Raw genomic sequence first — 20460 nt, 5'->3', positions numbered from 1 at the left:
TTAATTATTATTTAAATATGATTTAATCTGCTCGTATTTTCCTTGTCCTTTTATTCGACCTGAATCCATTACGACTACTTTATCACAACTTTGCATCAATTCCTCATCATTAGTTATGAAAATGATGGTCCATTGATTGCTCTTGTCAAATAGGAACTTAATAATATTGTCTTTATCTATTTCATTCAATTGAACAAATGAATTCTCGAATAATAATAGACGCGGTTTGTCAACTATGCTTCTCGCAATTAATAATTTTTGAATTACATCCTTAGGCAATGTTTTTCCATTGGGCAAAATCATCGTATTGTATCCCAAAGGAAGTTTTCCAATGAATTGGGTTAAGCCAACTTTTTCAATAGCCCACCTCACATTTTTTGGAGTTGCGGACTTTCTTCCAACCATTATGTTTTCAATAATTGTCCCATAGAAAAGGTCTTCTTGTTGTAAATAGGAACCCATTACGCTCCTCAATGATTCTAAATTCAAGCTTCCAATAGATAAATCATTGAATGATATATTTCCATGGTCTACTTCATAAAGTCCAGCAATCAATTGCAATATTGTTCCTTTTCCTGAACTTATACCGCCAACTAAAGCAATTTTTTCATTGCTTTTTACTTTAAAATCAACATCAATTAATGTCGAAATGCTGTTGTTAGGATAAGTAAAAGTTAGATTATTGATATTAACATTCAAGCCACCTTGAGGAAGATTCTCTCTCAGATCAAACCCATCATCATTCTCTAGTGGCATATCTGTAACTTGCGCAACTTTCTCAATTCCTGTCAGTACGTCATAAATTGTATCAATATCACGAATCAATTTTTCGACTGAGTTTATAATCATTACAATGATAATTTCTGCTGCCACGAATTGACCAATATTCATTTGTTGCTCCATTACTAGAACTCCACCAATAATCAATAATCCAGCAACAATAAGCACTTTGAAAATTACCAGTAATGAATATTGAGAAACCAGTACCTTAAAATGTTTTTCTCTGGCATTGAGATAATCTTCCGCATGGATATTTGATCTCTCTAAAGCATAATCTGTCTTCCCTGCAAGTTTGAAACTTATGCTTGTTCGTCCAACTTCTTCCAGCCAATGCGCCAATTTATATTTGTGGGTTGATTCTTCTAAACTTGTATTTAATCCTCTTCTTCCCATGAATTGAAACATGAAATACAGAATAGCCAATAGCAAAAAACTAAATATGATAAAGAAAGGATGGTAAAGAGAAAGTAGAATTAAGCCCAAAAACACAGTGATTCCTGCCGTTGAAATGGAGGTCAATAATTTCGACATTCCTTTTTGAATGGTCATTACATCAAAAAACCGATTGACTAATTCTGGAGTATATGTTTTAAATAGAGCTTCTAAACGGATTCTAGGTATGCGATATGCAAACTCAAAAGCGGCCCTTGTAAAAATGCGTTGTTGTATATTTTCCGTAATTCGAAGTTGCAATATTTGAAGAATTCCTTTTACAGCAAATCCCAGTACCACAATTATCACCATCACTATCCAAGCAGAATTGATTCGACCAATTTGAATAAGGTTAATAATTGATTGAATCCCTAAGGGTAAAGTAAGACTGGTTAATCCAGCAAAAAATGAATAGTAATAAACATTTCTAATTTCTTTACCGTCTACTTTAATAAGTTGCCAAAATCGTTTCGTTATTGAAAGCCTTTCTTCCATTTTTTAAGTTTTAATGGTTTTAAAAGCTAAATCGATAAAGAATTCCTGAACTACATCTGAGTCACTGTTCGTTTTCGGACTCGTTAATCCTGGCAGATGGTCTACAAAAAACCGCTGTAAATGTGTTCCTTCTATAATAGTAGAAACTAGCATTTTTGGATAAGGATAGTCAGGATTGATTTCTAAAATAATGTCACTTACACGTTGTATTACTGATTTGTAGTTAGCGAAAACGCCATTCTTGTTTTCATCATCAACTAATTTGTTGATGTAAGCTTTTGCAGATTCGTCATAAACTACTTTTTGAAGTTTACGCTCGTTCATATCTTTAAAACGTCTGTCTTCTAAAACATCTTCAGTAATTATTGTAATTGCTTTTTTGAGTTTTAGTTCTTTGTCTTCAACATTAGTAATTGCAAACACAAGTTTAGACTCTGTCCATCCCCAGAACCAAATCGTTAAATACAATAAGACTTTATTTTTATTTTCAAAATATCGATAAATGGAAGCTTCGGTAGAATTGATTTCTTTAGCCAATTTTTTAAAAGTGAAAGCTTCAAATCCTATTTCATGCATTAACTCTACGCTTCCTGAAATTATTCTCTTACCCAACTCACTGCTTGAAGGGTCTTTTAGAAATAGGTAATCGTTTACCTTGATTTGAATATTTGAAAGAAATTGTTGCATGTCTATTATATTTACCGCAAATATAATAGTAAAGCTATCAATAATGTATTTATTACTATTAATATTGTGTTAACAAATTGACACAATGTGATTAAAAGGTTATGTTGATTGGAGGAAATTCTATTAATTTGTTGATTTAGGAAAGGGATTTATAATTATCAATGGTTAACGCGAAAGTACTTTTGTAATTATTAATGTGATACGGTTCTTGCGCTCAGTTCTAATCATCGTCACATTTTACCTAGATGATAATTGAATTAAAAGGCTTCAATTTAGATAACAGTTCGGATCTGTAATCTTTGATCAAATATGAAAAGATTAATCCTTTAATACCAGCATGATCTCTCATTAAAATTCATGGTTCTACCCTGATTTTAATGGTTTATTGAAATAACAAGCTTTATACAAAATGAAAAACCCAAGAGCTTTGATTGATCTTTTTGGTTGCGCTGTAATGGAACGCGGATGACCGCGGATTTTTTCACCTGTGGTGTTTTCTGATAATCGCGGATTTTATAAAAGTATATTACTAGAAAAGTCTTTAAGGTTTATTCTCAATGGCATGCGATATTCCACTAAATTCGTGGTAGAACCAAATTCATTTGCAACAAGTTGATAAAGGAATTCTAATATGGGAAGACATCACTACAACCCAAACCCGCCTTAGTCCCGTCATCCTTTAATCAAAAAAATATGTGACTTTAGTGATTGAAGGATCTTGTTGGAGAACGGTGTGTTTTTGCATTTTATTGCTCGAGGCGAGCTTGTCTAAGTGAAAGTTTAATCATCAATTTTGTTACGATTGCTAGAACTTATCCTTATTGACTTAATCAAAGACCAATAGCCAATCGAAAAACCTTTTTTTACATTAATAATTAATTGTTATTTTTCAATGGTTAATGCGGTTTAGAATTGAATCCCTACTGCTCAGGAATTGAGGTTGATTTATCAAGGAGTTACATGCATTTTTTTCATCTTTGGTCAAATAACACAGAGAAGAAGTATTGAATTAATCAAAGACCAAAAGCCATTCGAAAAACTTCTTTTTTCGTTAATAATTAAACATTTATAATTAACAATTAAAATCACTCTTGTCCACGCAATCGCACTAAAAACAACCAATTCAAAGTCGGATGAGGCTCGATACTCAAATCTAAAATCTCCAAATCATTCAATTTTTTACGCCAAACTTTATAAGTAGCTATTTGCGTTGATTCATCCTGACTCAAATATGTGCTTTCTTCAAAAGCTTTAAAATCACTTTTGTTTTTAGCCGTAAACCCGAAAGCGCTTGGTTCATAATCATTTGAATAAGGCAAGAAAGTAAGTGATGAATCCATTTTACTTATTTCGAATCCTAAACTGTCTATTATAGGAATAGATTGATTATTCCAATTTTGAATCTGAATAAAAAAAGAGGAAATCAAATCTTCTTTAGAAATAGCTTTTTCTTGTTCGATTTCTGATTTGCTGCGGACACTTTCGCATGAAGTCAGAGCAATAAACAAAGCACTAAGAATAAATAATGTCACCTTCTTCAACCAAACCATCACCCTTCATTTTTAAAAATAACTGAATCAACGCTACCACGTCTTTTTCGCAATATACTTTTATTCTTTCAAGGTCCTTCTCTTCATAGTAAACTCTTGCAACATCAGCTCCCGAAATATCATCTTTCGGTGTTGGAATTTTAAAAATGTGACACAATAATGGGAGGGAAGTATAGTGTTTGTAATCTCCGAATTTCCATAATTCAAGCGTATCAATGTGATTTACTTCCCAAGGTTTTTTACCTGCAATGTCTAATGGCAAAGGCAACTTTAATCCATGAATTAACATGCGACGAGCGATATATGGAAAGTCAAACTCTTTTCCATTGTGAGCGCATAATACATGATATGGATCACTGTAATAATCATTTAATAAGTCAGCAAAATTTTTCAATAAAGTTTCTTCATCATCATGATAAAATGATTTTAGTTTAATCTTTTTATTAACAATAACACCAGATTTAGGTTTGTTAATATACCCGACTGAAATACAAACGATTTTACCGAATTCAGCCAAGATACCTCCACGTTCACCATAGATTTCTTCCACCGTTTTTCCATCCTTCTGTTGAAAGCGTGTTTTTTGATTAAATAATCCAGCAGTAGTTTCATCTAAATCCTTGAAGTCATAAGTCTGTGGAACGGTTTCTATATCAAGAAACAATATCTTTTCTAAGTTTACTTTATCGAGCATCTGCGTTTGTTTTAATCTAAGTTAGATATTATTGTTAAAATAAATACATTCAATAGGAAGTATTTTTAAATTTATTGATCTCAGAAATAGTTAAAAACTTGCGCTTTAATGCATCTCGCTTTAGCTTCTACAGCCTTCATATCAATCATTAGATTTTGATATTAGAGTAAAGACAAAGAATCTAATGTCTGACTTCTAATTATTTTGATAGTTATAGAATTTTATTCTCATCTAAACCTATGGTACTTTATTCAGTCCATATTGGTGCAGTAATAATAACTAATGATTAACTTATATTTTGAGACTTTAAATCATTTTAACAATTGACTACATAAAGTATATATAATTTTATCTCTGATTAATATTATTTAATATACACTGAATTATTATGAAAAAAGTATTGTTTGTAGGGATGGTTTTTGGAGCAATGGCTTTAACGTCTTGTAAGAAAGATTATAAATGTGAGGTAGGTTCTGGAGACACCAAAATTGTTACAGAATATAAAGATTTAACTCAAAGTGAGGCTGACGCTCAGGAAAAAGATTGTGAAACTGGGATTATCAAAGGAACTTGGTCATTAGATCTTTAATAAACCATTCGATAAAAATATTAAGGAGCTCTTTTGAGCTCCTTTTTAATTTCATATATTTTTTAAATTAGGTGGAGCTCCCAAAAAAAAGCTAAAGCACTAAAAACAGTAGACTTAAACATGTTTTTCAATAATATATCGTCTGGATATAAAGTATATGGAATGAATTAAGCGAATGTAACTATTTTGTTTTTAGTGTTTTGAGATTTTTTTTGTTTGAGAATTAGTTTTTTGTTTTAAAAAAAGTTAAATGTTTAAATAAAATTATATAGATTTGCCGATAATTAATTTATTGAATTACTAAAAATACCCTATTGTTATGAAAAAAGTATTATTTATTGGAATGATTTTCGGAGGTTTAGCGTTAACTTCTTGTAAGAAAGATTACGTATGTAAATTTGATTCTGCATTTTTCGCAGATGTTGAATATCCAGACCTTAAGAAAAGTCAAGCTGATACAGCTGAAACTCAGTGTAAAGCTGCAGGTGGAACTTGGACAACTAAGTAATTAGTTTACAGCATTAAAAAAGAGGAACTCATGCGAGTTCCTCTTTTTTGTGCTTTATATTTTGAAAAATGAAACTATATTATTAGAAGTTAATTGTTTGATTTTGTTATTGGTGTAGATTCTTTATTTAGTTTTGATGTTATGAAAAAAATACTTTTTATTGGAATGATTTTCGGAGGACTGGCTTTAACATCTTGTAAGAAAGATTATGAATGTGTTTATTCTTATCCAAATGGATCAGGAGGGACTATCACTGAATCTCACCCTTATGATAATGTTAAGAATTCTGACAAAGCTGCAGCCAAAGCAAATTGTGATTTAGTGCAGGGTACTTTCTCTGTAAAGTAACTTCATTCCACATATAGTCAAGAATATCTTTAAATCTCACATTGCTTGAGGCGAATGTCTTGTCGAATCAGCCATTATTTCCGAACTCAATATCAACTCAAAATCAAAATGTATTGATCATCAAATAATTAAGTTGCTTAGGGGCGTGCAAAGCTTTCCGTTTTTCAAGTTTCTGGATATTCATTTTAAAATTTGTTAAAGTTTCTAGCTTTTATTATATTCGTACATTATTAAAAAATTAATTTAAATTACTAATTATGAAAAAAGTATTATTTGTTGGGTTGTTATTTGGTGCTATGTCTTTAACTTCTTGTAAAAAAGATTACACTTGTGAGTGTATAACTTCTACAAACATGGAAGGTATCGCAGATTCTTCAACTTCAGTGACTATTAATGATAAAAAAGATGATGCAAAAGATCAGTGTGAAAACATGTCTACATCTGTTACATCTGGAGATTATAAAACCTCAACTGATTGTAAAATCAAATAGTAAGGAATTTATTACAAATATGTATAAAGAGAAAAGTCAGTTTTTAAACTGACTTTTTTTTATTTTTAAAAAAATGAAATAACAAATTCATGATAAATAACGTATTTCCGTTAACTTCTCCTTACTGCTCAATTCTAATAAAGGTCACAAATCAAAAGAATTAGTTTAAAATGTCTTTTAATATATTTTGATTTAAATTTTTCAGGAGTTCTTCGAAGCTTTTCTATAGCCTTACATTTAGAAGATCAAGTAATTTTCTCTAAGTTTATTTTCTTACTAAAAGCGCACTAGGAAAAAATTGATTTTACCGCTTTCGATGTTAATAGGATTGTCTTTGACCTCTTGTTGGAAGGACTATTATTGTTCATTTGAGAGTATTGGTAGATCAGGCAATTGGGAAATACACGAAGACTTAAGCAGGTCAGACGCAAAAGATTATAATAGAGTTTGTCAAGATATTGGAGGGGATTGGTTGGAAGCGGATTAAAATTAAAATAATCCTAAAGTTTGAAAGGCTAAATTGTAATTAAGATTAGAAAATGAATTTTAATACAAATACCTTGTTTCTTTTGATAATGTTTCCGAACTTAATGTCAACTTTAAATCAAAATATCATGACCACCAAAGAATTAGGAGACCTCGGAGAGCTAAAAGCCCTTCAGTTTTTAAGAAAAAACGGATTTAAAATTACAGACACAAATTATCGATTCAACAGAAATGAAATTGATATCATCTACTCATTGCCTGGAAAAGTTGTATTCGTAGAAGTAAAAACAAGACAAACTGCTGAAATCGGGCCGCCGTGGAAATCAGTAACGCGTCATAAACAGCGCCAGATTATAAAATGTGCCCATCAGTATATTGTTTCACGAGATCTCGATATTGAAGCACAATTTGATATTATTTCTATAGTTCATAATTCACATGGAACATTTATCGAACACATAGAAGAAGCATTTTATCCGCGATTGTAAATAAAAAACAGTGATACCTATGTTTTAATACGATTTGCTAATTAACAAATCCTCAAATCTCTGAATCTCTGAATCCTTGAATTTATAATTCCATTATTGAATAATCATTATTGTGTAGGACGAAAATATCAATATCACGAACGTTTTAAGGCGATTCGCTATTCGCCACTAGAATTGGTTAAAAAAGCGTGTCATTCCTCTCCCGAATAATTCGAGCAAGCCATCCATTTTTTAATGGTCTGAAAATTAAATATATTCTTAATAAATGAAGAGCTTAAATACCTTTTGTCATCTAACATTTTTTTGCATCTCGGAAGAATATAACCTTTCCGAAAGCTTAGTTATTTGATTTAAAGGCGCAACACTAAAATCCACAGATCTACAAATTCCCAAATCCACAAAATAACGAATCAACAAATCAACAAAACCACGATTCCACGAATTATTACAATCTATTGAACTACAATTCTTCATTATCAATTAACAATTATCAATTGTCAATTATCTTTCTCTATCTTTGCACCATAATTATTAGAATATGAGTAAAATTAGTGGAGAAAATCCAAAAAGCAGGGATACACGTGGAAAAGGGAAGTCTAAATACGACGGTAAACCGAGTAAATATTTATCGAAAGATAAGGGGAAGGCAAAAGTTTTAGAAGGTGCAGCAGGATTACCGAAAAAGAACCGCAACAACCAAGGGGAGCCTATGCCAAAGTTTGATGACAAAATAAGATTAAATAAATATTTATCCAATGCAGGAATTTGTTCTCGAAGAGGGGCAGATACTTTAATTGAATCTGGAACTGTTAGTGTAAACGGAACAGTGATTACTGAATTGGGATATAAAGTGAACCCATCTGATGTTGTTCGTTATGATGGCGCTGCGATAAAACGCGATGTTAGAAGATATGTTTTGGTTAATAAGCCAAAAGATTTTGGGGTTAGATACAGCGATGATCCAGCTAAAAAGTCTGTTTATAACTTAATCCAAAAAGCAAGTAGAGAAATGCTTGACCCTGTTGGGAAAATGGATAGATTAGCTTGTGGATTGATTTTGTATACCAATGATGCAGATATGGAGAAGAAATTGATGCATCCAAAGTTTAAGGTTTCACAATTGTTCCATGTTGTTTTGAAAACAATAATGTCAGAAGAAGATTTGGAGAAATTAACCAAAGGTTTGTTTGTTGATGACATGATGTTTAGTGCTGAAGAAGCTAGTTTCATTAATGGAAAAGGACACAATGAAATTGGGGTTAAAATCTTCTCAAATAAGAGCAATAAAGTGAAATTAATGATGGGTAAGATGGGATATGAAATCGTCAAGCTTGACCGTGTTGAATTTGCTGGATTAGATAAAAAAGATTTGCCACGTGGTCAATTTAGACACCTAACAGAGAAAGAAGTTTCTTTTTTAAAAATGAGTTAAATGAAACAGTTTTTATTTATTATTAGTGCTCTTTTGTTAATTGTTTCTTGTGAATCTAGTGTTGATGAAAAAGAGCAAATCGCAGAGTCAACTTATGCCAATTTCTTCTATCCAACTGATAGTTTGATACCTTATATTTATGTTTTTTCAAATGTAAATGAGCCGTTGGATGAAAAAGTTCTTCGTATTTATCGTACAGAATCTGCTACAGACACTTCATTGATTGTTGAGTTCTATAATTCAGATTTGAAGATTACGGAAGGATATACACATGATCTTACAGAAAACTTTAAAGTTGTGGATCACATGATTGTAGATGGTGATGGTTTGAAGAGACAGGCTAAATTGAGTTCTTTCACATTTTTCCCAAAAAACAATGAAGACAAAACTCAGTTTATTTCCGATTTCCCATCTCATTTAGATTCTATTTCTATGATTTATCAATCTAAGCGACGTGTTTTAGAAGAAGATAAAATGGTGAACGTTTTAGGTGATAATGTTCCTGCAATCATAATTGAAGATTCTGTGAAAGTTTTGTTTGCTAATCCTTTTACAAAAAAGAGTAGTGCGCAAAGTGTGATGATAACAAGAACGTTCGCTAAAGGTTATGGAATGGTTCGTTGGTCGGCAGATAACGAGAAAATAGTTTACGAATTAACTAAGATTCTGCCTAATAAATGGTGGGATGAATTTGGACAATCGCCGCAAATAAAGCTATAAAAACTTATCGGACTTTGCGCATAGATCAATGTGTGATTTTATAGGCATAAAATTTGTAGCTGGGTGAAGGAACGAATAGAAAACAATGAATTATATAATTACATCTATCTTAAGCTTATTCTTTGCGTTTAATGCAATTTTCACTATTCCTTACCAGGAGGTAGAATCTGCGTTTGCGCAAGGAAATGCAGCGAAAATAATGAACTTAGGAACTACTAAAATGCTAATTTCTATTGAAGGAAGCGAAGGAATCTACAGTAAATCTCAAGGTACTCAAGTTTTAAATAACTTTTTTAAAAATAATCCTCCCAAGTCTTTTTCCTATGGTTTTAAAGGTAAAGACAGCGGAGCATCCACTTTTGCGATGGGCGAATATCATTCCAATAGTGTTTTTCGTGTGAGTATTAAGTTTAAGAATGTAAATACACAACATCAAATAGAATCTATAACGATTACCCCTCAGAAATGAAAATCAAGTTGATTTATGTTGGTAAAACAAGTAAAAAGTTTCTCGAAGACGGCGAAAAAGAATACACGAAAAGAGTAAAACGTTACGTTCCGTTTGAAACTGTTGAATTGCCAGATATTAAAAACGCCAAGAAACGTTCAGAAGACGAAATAAAAAACTTAGAAGCCGAAACCATCCTCAAAAACATTAAACCAAATGATGTTGTGATCTTGCTTGATGAAAAAGGCAAGGAAATGACCTCTGTTAAATTCTCAAAATACATCCAGAAACAATTCAACTCCGGAAGTCAAGGTTTGGTGTTTGTAATAGGAGGACCGTATGGCTTTAGTGATTCTGTCTATGAAAGAGCTAACGACAAACTTGCATTGAGCAAACTCACTTTCTCACACCAAATGATTAGAATGTTCTTCATTGAGCAGTTATATCGCGCTTTAACCATTCTGAAAGGAGAACCTTATCATCATGAATAATTGAATAATTATTCATGTTTAAGGTTTAATGCTTAATGTGGTTTGACTGGTTTGTCTTCTGGAAAATATAACCTCAATTTTTACGCAGTAGAAATTCGATATAAAGCCGTTAAGCATTAATAATTAACCATTAAACATTGAAAACCTCTCCCCGTTAACCCTTAATAATTAACCATTAAACATTATAATTAATACTTAAAATACCTAATACTATCCAAGCTCAATTCCCATTTTCCAAAATCATTAATAAAAGGTTCTTGTGTTACATAATGAATTTGAGAAACTGAATTTCCAAATTGAATAGCTTTTGTTGATTTATTGATCTTCACTCTTCCTGTTTGAAAGAACAGACATTCTTCAAAAGGATCATTTTTATCGCATGCTACACCAAAACCACCGTCTCTTCCATCTACATTTAGAAAATTCCGAATTGAATCTGCTTTTGTTGGCGAGTAGTAGACTTCTGTGCGCCATTCTCCTTTGAAATCTTCATTGTATTTCTCTATGCTTTTAACATTACAAGAGACGATTAATAAGAGTAATGATCCAGATAAAATTATGGCAATCTTGTTTTTCATTTTCGAGGAATTTATAAAATTAAAGTTATGAAAATAATTCGAGATTATTTGCGCAGCCTGCTTTTAATGCCTTTTCTTTGTTGACCAGCCTGGCGAAGATATCGAAAATATCTTCGGAACTTGTTGCTTTCAACAGTCAACGGATTGCTCTTTTGGGAATTATTAAATAAATGATAGAAGATTGAGTGTTAATAATTTAGCTTATTATAATATTGAAATGTTTTTTGACTACTTCATGCTCCGGTGACTGAGTATTCTAAGATATAACCTAATTATTTTGATGTCTTTTACATTCTTTTCAAAACGTTTTTCCTTTTGCCTAAATTGCTTTAGACAGTCAACGGATTACTCTTCGGTGACTGAGCTTGTCGAGAAGGCACCGAAGTCATCGAAGGCGCGCGTTCCAGCATCTCGAAGTTCCGTTACAACGATATTTCATCTCATGATAGTTTGTGATAAACCAAAAAATGCCATTCGATTTCTCGAATGGCATTTGTAATAAATGTATACCTTAATTATGCTTCAGTTGTTTCCTCTAAAGGTGTAACTGATACATAAGAACGGTTATTTCTTTTCTTTCTGAATTCAACAACTCCTGTTGTTAATGCAAACAAGGTGTGGTCTTTACCAATCCCAACGTTTACACCTGGGTGGTGTTTAGTACCTCTCTGACGAACAATAATGTTTCCTGCAATCGCAGCTTGTCCACCAAATATTTTTACACCAAGGCGTTTACTTTCCGATTCACGACCGTTTTTCGAACTTCCGACTCCTTTTTTATGCGCCATCTTATTTAGTTTTTTACAATTAAAGAATAAAATTCTTTAATCAAGGTTTATGCTTTAATTCCTGTAATTGTCAATTCTGTGAATTGTTGACGGTGACCATTTTGTTTCTGGTAACCTTTTCTTCTCTTCTTTTTGAAGACAATTACTTTATTTCCTTTCAGGTGACGTTCTACTGTTGCAGAAACAATTACACCATCTATAGCTGGGGCGCCAACGTTAATTTTGTCATTATCACCTGTCAATAAAACACGGTCAAAGTCGATTTTGTCTCCTTCTTTAGCGTCTAAACGGTGAACAAACAAACGTTGATCTTTTTCAACTTTGAATTGTTGCCCTGCTATCTCTACAATTGCGTACATAGCTAATTTAATTAATTATTAATATTCTATAAAAATTCGGACTGCAAATGTAATGAATTATTTATTAAAATCATAAACCTTCGCTTTTATTTGCATTTTGTTTTTTCATCCGATTCGCTGTAAATATACCCAATAAAATAATAAGCATTGCAACAACTTGAATCCAACTTAAAGTTTCTCCATCAGAAAAGCCTATAATGACCGCAACGATTGGTATAAGATATGTAACACTGCTGGCAAATAATGCTGAGGTTTTACTGATTAGGTAGTTGAATAATATCAATGAAAGCGCTGTTCCAACAATTGAAAGTATTAAAATATATCCAAGTGCTTTATATGCATGTTCATTTTCTATTATCGTGGTCGTGGTGTCAAAATAAAAGAAACAAATTACAGCTGGAATAAAGGCGAAAACAAATGCTACAGAGGTGACTTTAAGTGGATGTAAATGACTTAAGTTATAACGCATTGTGTTTGTGCTTAATCCATAACAAACCGTTGCGAAAACAACCGCCATTACATGTAAATATGTTCCGGATGTGTCCACTACTGAAACTCCATTTACTAAAATAATGATTCCAATTGTTCCTATCAAAACTCCTATAACTTGCATTTTCAATAACTGCTGACGGAAGAATGATGCACCAATAATCAACGTAAAAATAGGAACAGTACTGTTTAACATTCCAGCATATCCTGAGCTAATTCCCGTTTCTGCATATGTGAATAGAAATGCAGGTATAAAACTTCCAGCCAAAGACACAACAGCTAAACTGATTCCGATTTTATAACTTGTGATGATCTTTAATGAGCGCAATCCCATAGGAAGTAGTGCGGTGGAAGCAAATAACATCCTCAAAGTTCCGACTTGATTACTACTGAAAATTAGATCTCCAGTTTCTTTGTCGATCATTCCTCTTTTCATCAAAATAAATGAGCTTCCCCAAACAATTGAAAGTAAAATAAGGATTGCCGAGTACTTTAAATTTGCTCTCATTCTGCAAAATTAGTAGATGATTTTAATATTTGTTCAATTAATCCTTTAAATACTTTTTAGTGCCTCTTCTCGTTTTCACAACCAATTGGTATCTAAATATTTTGATTATATTAGTATTTATCTGAACTAAAATAAAATTGATTTGTTGAGTTGTAAATGTTTTGTTATTTTTGTTAAAATATGTTACCTATGAGACGAACGATATTTTTAATCATGTTACTGTCTTTTCTTTTGGGATGTGAGAGCAAAGAGGCTGCGCAGCAAGAGGTTGTGAGTAAGGAGGATATCGCGCCAACACACATGGCTACCTTTGAAGTCGAAGGAATGATGTGCCAAAAAGGATGCGGTGCAGCCATCAGAAAAAGTCTTTATGAAACAGGTGGTGTATCAAAAGTAGAAGTTGCTTTTGCTGAAGAAAATCCTGCAAGCGAAATCAAAGTGTATTTCGATATAAAGAAAACATCTACTGAGAAGATGATTGTCGTTATTGGAAATATGGCAGAAAGTCGTTATTCAGCAAGATTGAAGAAGGTGACTGAGTCAACCATTTCACCAATGAAAGTTTTTAACGATGATAAGTCTTCTAATAATAAATTAAAGAATATTTCAACCAGAGAGGTTTCTAATGAAGTCGCTACAGAAAGATTCACTTTCCCAAATCTCACAAAGTTATTGAACGGACTTATAAATTAAGCTTTATAATGGTTGATTATTAATTTTTGATTTATAACGGTTTGACTTGTTGGTGAATAGTTCGTTGTGGACTTGTTTTTATTTCTATCAAAAAATCTGTTTTGGGATTCACTACGCAAGATGTTTAATTGTTAAACGTTTTTGAGATTTAAGTGGTTAACCCTAATTGTTATTTAATTTTTAACGGTTTGATTGGGCGGTCGATAAATCCTTTTGAACTTATTCTTTTTTCAATCAAATACTCTGTTTTTGATTCCCCTAAGAAAGTTGTTTCTAATCTTTTCAATGTGCTTTAATCAACAGATTCACAGTTGTTTTCCCCGTTAAATATTAATGGTTTATTGTAAATAATAAGCTTTATGCAAGATGAAGATCCAAGAGCTTTGATTGATCTTTTTGGTTGCGCTGAAATGGAACGCGGATGACACAGATGCATCGACAAGCTCAGCAGAACTGCAAGCAACGCGGAACTTGTTCCGCATTTTAATCGGGATGATCGCGTATTTTTTCACCAGTGGTGTTCTCGGATAATCGCGGATTTTAAAAAAGTATATTACTAGAAAAGTCTTTGGGGTTTATTCTCAATGGCAAGCGATATTCCACTAAATTCGTGGTAGAACCATATTTATTAGAAAAAACACTAATCACGATATTCCTAGTTTTCCTAAGAAGCTCGTGATTAGCATTTTAAAGTACCTACACCGTTAAACATTAATAATTAAACATTAACAATTATAAAAACCCTATCTCAATTTGACATTAATAAATCTGTTCTTTTTCTTAAGATTTGAGTAAAGTATAATATCATTAGATTTTCCTTTTGGACTTAATCCAGGAACAAGTAATGCACTAGATTTTTTGGCATTGATTAATGGCGTTTTTGTTGCATTTCCGTCATTATCGAATTTAACCAATACGGTTCTAATTCTTTTGTACTTCATTTTACCTTTGTTGTCATGGTCCACCACATTCGCATTATCACGGTCATCGTTAAACAAAATGTTAAGTGAGTTATCGTTGTTTAATCCCATTACAATTCCAGAATAGTACCCATTATCATTTGTCGTATATTGATATTTTGGAACCCTTGAAAACCAAGATATAGAATTGTCCTCCAGTACATTAATCACCATCAGGTCATTATATCTGTAGTGATGCGTTACTCTAGTGTTTCCATTCGCATCTGTAGTGGTAGTTGTGGTATGAAGATAAAATTCAGCTACCATATAAAAACCACCACCTTCTTTCATTACTAGATCTCTAACTTTGTAATAATAGAGTCTTTCGTATGGGTTCTTTTCTTTGTTTTTTGATCTTTTACGGTCTTTTTTTCGCACTTGTCTGTCGGACAAAAACTGATTCAAGTATTCATCTGTAAATTCTTGTGATGATACATTACTGATTTCTTTCGTACTAGGATCTATCGTAAATACAAATACTCCTTTTGTTGAATTTCCTTTTCTGTCTGAGTAAAATCCAGCACATTGAAGTCTGCCTAGTTTATCAGTTTTCATTTTTATTTGACTGATAAAACCAGCATCTTCATTTAAAAAATTGATTTTATACTCTTCTACTGCTGTAGCTCCTTTGTAAAGTGTAAAAACACGTGCTTCTCTTTCTTCATTTCTGAAAAACGAACTTCTTTTTGATTCTTCAATTGCTATTTCACAAAGCATGTGGATATTTCCCATTGGGTCCATGTGCGAGCGAGCAACTCTGAAATCTCTCTCTAAGAAAGGGAAATCTAATTCAATATTATCAACTTCATTAAAGTCTAAATCTAAAACGATAAATTGTCTCTTTGCTTTTTGTTCCTTACCTATTTCTGGTGGAGAAACCATAATTACAAACTTGGATGAATCTGCTGAAATATCTGTGAAGAAATCGTTTGTTTTTCTTCTCTTTTCAACTTCGAATTGGGTGATTTCAAAAATGTCTTTCTCGAACTTACCATCTTTTGAAAGTATGGTTCCGTAGATGTAATTTATTTTACTTTTTTTATCGTATTTCTCCATGAAGAAATAAATCTTACCATTGAGGTAAGTCATTTCTGAAAACTCAATATCTCGGTCTGGAAGATCGATTTCATTTCGACTCACAAAGTTCATGTTGTTGTCAAAAATCTCTAGGTAATAATCTGGTCTGCCTAAAAGTGAATACTTTCCTTTAAGAACAATTATGCCATCATCACCACGATGAACTGATGCAATAGTTTCTTTTCTATAAGAACGAATTTCTTCTCCTATAAGTACTTCTATATCTTCTTGTGCGTAGAAATTACTGCTAAATGAAAAAAGCATAAATAGCAGGGTTGTCTTTAAAAAAATTCTCTTCATGTTAAATTGTTATTTGGTTTTTATTGTTATTCTCTAATTTTCAAGCTCTAATATACGTAATCAATTTTTAAACCAATGTCAAAAAGTGGTTTCGTGTTTGTTTATTCTTTTATTTTTTCTGTTTCTATATTGTTAAAGGTTTTGAGCCATAATTTATTCCTAAACTTGCTTCAAGTGTTAACTTATTGGGTAAAACTCATTCGTAATATAATGGATGTTCTCTTGTAATACATTCAAAAAGATTAAACCCAATAGCGCTTTTTAACACTTTTCCATTGCACTCACTTGTTGTCTCAGGTTAAAATGGAACAACATTTAGTTACGCTTGAACAATAGTAGAAAGTGAAACTTGGAAGAAATAGTGTTCTCATAAATGTAGTTTTATACAAAAGAAGCAAAAAGAAATAAGTAATTAACGTTTTTTTTGAATTTATGCATAAACGCATTTTGGTTTTTTTTAATCTTCTTCAAGTTATTGAATGATTTTTTCAGTCACATTGCTGAGTTAAAAACATCATAATTAAGAAATATAGAAGTAATTATTTTTGAATTGAAATTGGAAAAGAACAAGGTGAAAAGGGCTTTTAAAAAATGAACCCTATTTTGAATCCTCCATTTACCTTTGGACGTGGACTTAACTTATTTACCTCAATTTGTGACGTGAATGGGTTATAAAGTGTTTCAGTTCGACTATTAATTCCCATTCCAAAATGAAAGTCGACAAATACATACTCGAATAGATAGACTACATATCCAAATGTTATTCTTGGAATAGAATGAACTCTGCTTTCATCTGCTCTGACTCCATCCACATCCGTAAATCCAAAATAGTTCGAGAATTCTCTGTTCCAATTGTATTTTCTGAATTTGTATTCCGGTGCAATGTAAAATTGGTTAAGTATCTCTGATGGATAGAAGCGTATTGCAGCTGTAAAACTATAACCTAATTTATTATCAGGATTGATTGGGCCGTTTGTAGTTGGTGAAGATATATGACCAATATCATCTGCAAATGTAAGTCCTATTCCAACTTCAGCACTTATTTTACTAAAAAGAGCTTTTTCGTAGTAAAGTGAAAAATCGGACGAAGTAAATTCAAGTAAGTGCAGTTTAATTGCATTTGACTCTAGATAATCTGATTTTTCTAATTGTTCTGAATCAACTGTTATGGTTCTTGGTTGAGAATGTATAAAAGTGAAGGACAGTGCGAAAATAAATGTAAGTATTGTTTTCATATTTTACAGTGTTGTTATTATTTAGTCTTTGCAAGAATACTCCAAATACTGGGTTATGCTTGTTTTTAATTGCAGTCCCATCGACAGGCTTACTTCGACAGGCTCTGCACAACGCAGGGCATCGCATTTATAAATTTAAACTCCTGACAATTCAAAAATTTCACAAGCCTTGTCTTTGAATTTTTCTTATCAAAGACTTAAAAATCTTTAGTTTTCTTGCGGACACTATTTGAGTCTTTTAAAAAAGATAGCCTACTTTTATTCCTATACTAACACGAGGAATAATCGGTAAATTTATATTTTTAACTTGATTGGCTTCGTACGTATAAACATTTTCAGTGCGCTTGTTAACTCCAATTCCGAAGTGAAAATCCCAAGAGAAGTTGTTGTAGGTGGTGGTGAAAAACCCAAAATTTATACGTGCAATAGTGTGGGCTCTACTTTCTGCAACTGTTATATATTGATCAGGATTGAAATTATCTTCACTAGGAATGGATATATCATTTTCCCAATTGTATAACCTGTACTTAAATTCTGGAGCAGCGTAAAAGCCATCAAACACCTCACTAAAATAAAAACGAAGCGCTCCAGAAAAACTGTAACCTAATCTTTTGTCTAAGCCTATATTATCTGAAATCTCAGGTGTGGGTGTAAAGAAGTTTCCAATAAAATCTCCATAAGTAGCGCCTGCACCCACCTCAAATGATAATTTATTGTGGATCTTTCTTTCATAATAAAAGGAGTAATCTGAGGAAACAAATTCAAGAATAGAGAATTTTAAATTATTAGATTCTACAAAGGAAAATTTCCTGTCTTCTGACTCTCCACCAAATGTAACAACCTTGGGTTGAGCAAAAGTATAATTTATAAAAAGGGTAAAGACTACAAGTAATAGAAATTTCATTTATATATTTTTCTGTAAAAGTATTATTCTTTTTGAATCTCTCTAATTCGTAATTGATTAATTCCCAATCGAAATACTATTAATTTATTGTTCCTCTTTTTCGTAATTGACTAGTAAAAGTAAATTGAAACGTCTGGAATCTCTTTTAATAAGTTCTGGTTTTTATAACAATGCCGAGGAATCCAGTCATCTTATCTAATAGTCAAACACCTAAAGCCTTAACAATTTTTAGTCTAGCATCTAAAGGTCTATTGTCTAATATCTAAAAATCTAACATCTAAAAGTCTAGCATCTAAATATTCATAATTTGTTCCGTTTATCATTCAACATTCATCACTCATAATTAGGATAAATTGTTTAATTTTGCCCCATGAAAAAGAGTGAAGACAAGCTAAAAGATGTTATTTCCCACGCAAAAGAGTATGGGTATGTATTTCCATCTTCTGAGATATATGACGGTTTATCGGCAACGTACGATTACGGTCAGTTGGGTGTTGAGTTGAAAAACAACATTAAGAAATATTGGTGGGCTGCAATGGTTCAAATGAACGAGGAAATTGTTGGTTTGGATGCTGCCATTTTTATGCACCCAAAAACTTGGAAAGCTTCTGGACACACTGAGGCTTTTAACGATCCGATGATCGATAATAAAGATTCTAAAAAACGTTACCGTGCGGATGTTCTCGTAGAGGAATATATTGAGAAATACCGTGAGAAAATCGCAAAAGACGTCGAGAAAGGTAAAAAGCGCTTCGGTGATGACTTTGATGTAGAGCAATTCTTGGCTACTAATCCAAACGTGAAAAGAAATCAAGATAAGATTGATGAATTAGAAGGTCAATTGGAGAAGATTTTTGACGCTGATGATTTAGGAGCGTTGAAAAGCATGATTGATGAATTGGGTATTGCCTGTCCTGTTTCTGGATCTAAAAACTGGACGGAAGTACGTCAATTTAATTTGATGTTCTCAACGGAATTAGGTTCTGTAGCAGATGATTCTTCAACAATTTATTTGCGTCCTGAAACTGCACAAGGAATTTTTGTAAACTTCTTGAATGTTCAGAAAACGGGTAGAATGAAGATTCCTTTTGGAATTGCGCAAATTGGTAAAGCGTTCCGTAACGAAATCGTTGCACGTCAATTTATCTTCCGTATGAGAGAGTTTGAACAAATGGAAATGCAATATTTTGTGCGTCCAGGAGAAGAACTTAAATGGTACGAACACTGGAAAGAGAAAAGAAATAAATGGCATAAAGCATTAGGTCTTGGGGAGGAATTCTACAGAGATCATGATCATATTAAATTGGCACATTACGCAAATGCTGCCTCTGATATTGAATTTGATTTCCCAATGGGCTTTAAAGAGCTGGAGGGAATTCACTCAAGAACAGATTTTGACCTTAAAGCACACGAAGAGCATTCTGGTAAAAAGCTACAGTTTTTTGACCCAGAATTGAAACAAAGCTATGTTCCTTATGTAGTGGAAACTTCTGTTGGATTAGACCGTATGTTCTTGGCAATTTTTAGTGCTTCATTGAAAAATGAAACCTTAGAAGATGGTTCTGAAAGAGTTGTTTTATCAATTCCACCAGCTTTGGCTCCATATAAAGTTGCGGTTATGCCGTTAACGAAAAAAGATGGTTTGCCTGAGAAAGCAAGAGAGATTATAGATGAATTGAAATTTGATTTCAATTGTCAATATGATGAAAAAGATTCAATAGGAAAACGTTACCGTCGTCAAGATGCAATTGGAACGCCATTCCATGTAACCGTGGATCACCAATCATTGGAAGACAATACAGTTACTATTCGTGATAGAGATACAATGGAGCAAGTGCGTGTAGCAATTGCAGATTTGCATGACATTATCGAAGAAAAAGTAAGCTTAAAAAAGTTACTTCAAAAAGGATAAGAATTAAAGATTATAATCT

Annotated in this window: 22 protein-coding genes; 11 read left to right on the top strand and 11 right to left on the bottom strand. The window is 32.3% G+C overall.

Going from position 1 to position 20460, the window contains the following annotated elements:
* The 4 genes from ERX46_RS06985 to ERX46_RS06970 all read right to left on the bottom strand — a co-directional run bounded on the left by ERX46_RS06985 (window position 1) and on the right by ERX46_RS06970 (window position 4638).
* Complete coding sequence (locus tag ERX46_RS06985; RefSeq protein ID WP_130093123.1) at window positions 1–1707, bottom strand: peptidase domain-containing ABC transporter; 1707 nt, start codon at window positions 1705–1707, stop codon at window positions 1–3.
* Window positions 1708–1710: 3 nt separating this feature from the next.
* Window positions 1711–2394, bottom strand: coding sequence for a helix-turn-helix domain-containing protein (locus ERX46_RS06980; RefSeq protein WP_130093122.1), 684 nt, complete (start codon window positions 2392–2394; stop codon window positions 1711–1713).
* Between the two features lie 1085 nt (window positions 2395–3479).
* On the bottom strand, window positions 3480–3944 hold the full coding sequence (locus ERX46_RS06975) for a hypothetical protein (RefSeq protein WP_130093121.1): 465 nt from the start codon (window positions 3942–3944) through the stop codon (window positions 3480–3482).
* Complete coding sequence (locus ERX46_RS06970; RefSeq protein ID WP_130093120.1) at window positions 3907–4638, bottom strand: 3'-5' exonuclease; 732 nt, start codon at window positions 4636–4638, stop codon at window positions 3907–3909. The genes ERX46_RS06975 and ERX46_RS06970 overlap by 38 nt, the downstream gene beginning before the upstream one ends.
* Window positions 4639–5026: 388 nt before the next feature.
* Between ERX46_RS06970 and ERX46_RS06965 the strand changes: the two genes are divergently transcribed.
* The 9 genes from ERX46_RS06965 to rlmH all read left to right on the top strand — a co-directional run bounded on the left by ERX46_RS06965 (window position 5027) and on the right by rlmH (window position 10639).
* Window positions 5027–5227, top strand: a complete 201-nt coding sequence (locus ERX46_RS06965) for a hypothetical protein (RefSeq protein WP_130093119.1) — start codon at window positions 5027–5029, stop codon at window positions 5225–5227.
* A 319-nt stretch (window positions 5228–5546) separates the two neighbouring features.
* The gene (locus ERX46_RS06960; RefSeq protein ID WP_130093118.1) at window positions 5547–5735 is read left to right on the top strand and encodes a hypothetical protein; all 189 of its coding nucleotides are present in this window, start codon (window positions 5547–5549) and stop codon (window positions 5733–5735) included.
* Between the two features lie 141 nt (window positions 5736–5876).
* A complete protein-coding gene (locus tag ERX46_RS06955; RefSeq protein WP_130093117.1) occupies window positions 5877–6083 on the top strand; it encodes a hypothetical protein in 207 nt (68 codons plus the stop codon).
* Window positions 6084–6340: 257 nt separating this feature from the next.
* Entirely contained in the window at window positions 6341–6574 is a 234-nt protein-coding gene (locus ERX46_RS06950) for a hypothetical protein (protein ID WP_130093116.1), read from the top strand.
* Window positions 6575–7188: 614 nt separating this feature from the next.
* Entirely contained in the window at window positions 7189–7548 is a 360-nt protein-coding gene (locus tag ERX46_RS06945) for a YraN family protein (protein ID WP_165366174.1), read from the top strand.
* A gap of 538 nt (window positions 7549–8086) precedes the next feature.
* The gene (locus tag ERX46_RS06940) at window positions 8087–8980 is read left to right on the top strand and encodes a pseudouridine synthase (RefSeq protein WP_130093114.1); all 894 of its coding nucleotides are present in this window, start codon (window positions 8087–8089) and stop codon (window positions 8978–8980) included.
* Window positions 8981–9700: a hypothetical protein gene (locus tag ERX46_RS06935; protein ID WP_130093113.1), complete on the top strand. Its 720-nt coding sequence runs from the start codon at window positions 8981–8983 to the stop codon at window positions 9698–9700.
* Window positions 9701–9785: 85 nt separating this feature from the next.
* On the top strand, window positions 9786–10169 hold the full coding sequence (locus tag ERX46_RS06930) for a DUF4783 domain-containing protein (protein WP_130093112.1): 384 nt from the start codon (window positions 9786–9788) through the stop codon (window positions 10167–10169).
* The gene (gene rlmH / locus ERX46_RS06925; protein ID WP_130093111.1) at window positions 10166–10639 is read left to right on the top strand and encodes a 23S rRNA (pseudouridine(1915)-N(3))-methyltransferase RlmH; all 474 of its coding nucleotides are present in this window, start codon (window positions 10166–10168) and stop codon (window positions 10637–10639) included. Before ERX46_RS06930 ends, rlmH begins: the two co-directional genes overlap by 4 nt.
* Window positions 10640–10827: 188 nt before the next feature.
* Here the strand turns inward: rlmH and ERX46_RS06920 are convergent, their stop codons facing one another.
* From ERX46_RS06920 to ERX46_RS06905, 4 genes are all read right to left on the bottom strand, one after another.
* The gene (locus ERX46_RS06920; protein ID WP_130093110.1) at window positions 10828–11217 is read right to left on the bottom strand and encodes a hypothetical protein; all 390 of its coding nucleotides are present in this window, start codon (window positions 11215–11217) and stop codon (window positions 10828–10830) included.
* A 515-nt stretch (window positions 11218–11732) separates the two neighbouring features.
* Window positions 11733–12005 carry a 50S ribosomal protein L27 gene (gene rpmA, locus ERX46_RS06915; RefSeq protein ID WP_130093109.1) on the bottom strand — a complete coding sequence of 91 codons (273 nt, stop codon included), beginning with the start codon at window positions 12003–12005 and terminating at the stop codon, window positions 11733–11735.
* A 47-nt stretch (window positions 12006–12052) separates the two neighbouring features.
* The gene (gene rplU, locus ERX46_RS06910) at window positions 12053–12364 is read right to left on the bottom strand and encodes a 50S ribosomal protein L21 (RefSeq protein WP_130093108.1); all 312 of its coding nucleotides are present in this window, start codon (window positions 12362–12364) and stop codon (window positions 12053–12055) included.
* Window positions 12365–12434: 70 nt separating this feature from the next.
* Window positions 12435–13361 (bottom strand): DMT family transporter, encoded by a 927-nt coding sequence (locus ERX46_RS06905; protein ID WP_130093107.1) that lies wholly within the window; start codon window positions 13359–13361, stop codon window positions 12435–12437.
* A gap of 189 nt (window positions 13362–13550) precedes the next feature.
* Here ERX46_RS06905 and ERX46_RS06900 point away from each other — a divergent pair, with 189 nt between their 5' ends.
* Window positions 13551–14054 (top strand): heavy-metal-associated domain-containing protein, encoded by a 504-nt coding sequence (locus ERX46_RS06900; protein WP_130093106.1) that lies wholly within the window; start codon window positions 13551–13553, stop codon window positions 14052–14054.
* Window positions 14055–14797: 743 nt separating this feature from the next.
* Here the strand turns inward: ERX46_RS06900 and ERX46_RS06895 are convergent.
* From ERX46_RS06895 to ERX46_RS06885, 3 genes are all read right to left on the bottom strand, one after another.
* A complete protein-coding gene (locus ERX46_RS06895; RefSeq protein ID WP_130093105.1) occupies window positions 14798–16390 on the bottom strand; it encodes a hypothetical protein in 1593 nt (530 codons plus the stop codon).
* Window positions 16391–16974: 584 nt separating this feature from the next.
* Window positions 16975–17625 carry a hypothetical protein gene (locus ERX46_RS06890; RefSeq protein WP_130093104.1) on the bottom strand — a complete coding sequence of 217 codons (651 nt, stop codon included), beginning with the start codon at window positions 17623–17625 and terminating at the stop codon, window positions 16975–16977.
* A 238-nt stretch (window positions 17626–17863) separates the two neighbouring features.
* Entirely contained in the window at window positions 17864–18529 is a 666-nt protein-coding gene (locus ERX46_RS06885; RefSeq protein WP_130093103.1) for a hypothetical protein, read from the bottom strand.
* 370 nt (window positions 18530–18899) lie between these two features.
* Here ERX46_RS06885 and ERX46_RS06880 point away from each other — a divergent pair, with 370 nt between their 5' ends.
* Window positions 18900–20441, top strand: coding sequence for a glycine--tRNA ligase (locus tag ERX46_RS06880; protein ID WP_130093102.1), 1542 nt, complete (start codon window positions 18900–18902; stop codon window positions 20439–20441).
* Window positions 20442–20460: the final 19 nt, after the last annotated feature.

Origin of the sequence: Brumimicrobium glaciale (assembly GCF_004152935.1) — a bacterium.
Classification (GTDB): Bacteria; Bacteroidota; Bacteroidia; order Flavobacteriales_D; family Crocinitomicaceae; genus Brumimicrobium; species Brumimicrobium glaciale.
The sequence above is the reverse complement of the archived record's forward strand: the minus strand, read 5'-3'. Positions and strand labels throughout refer to the sequence as shown.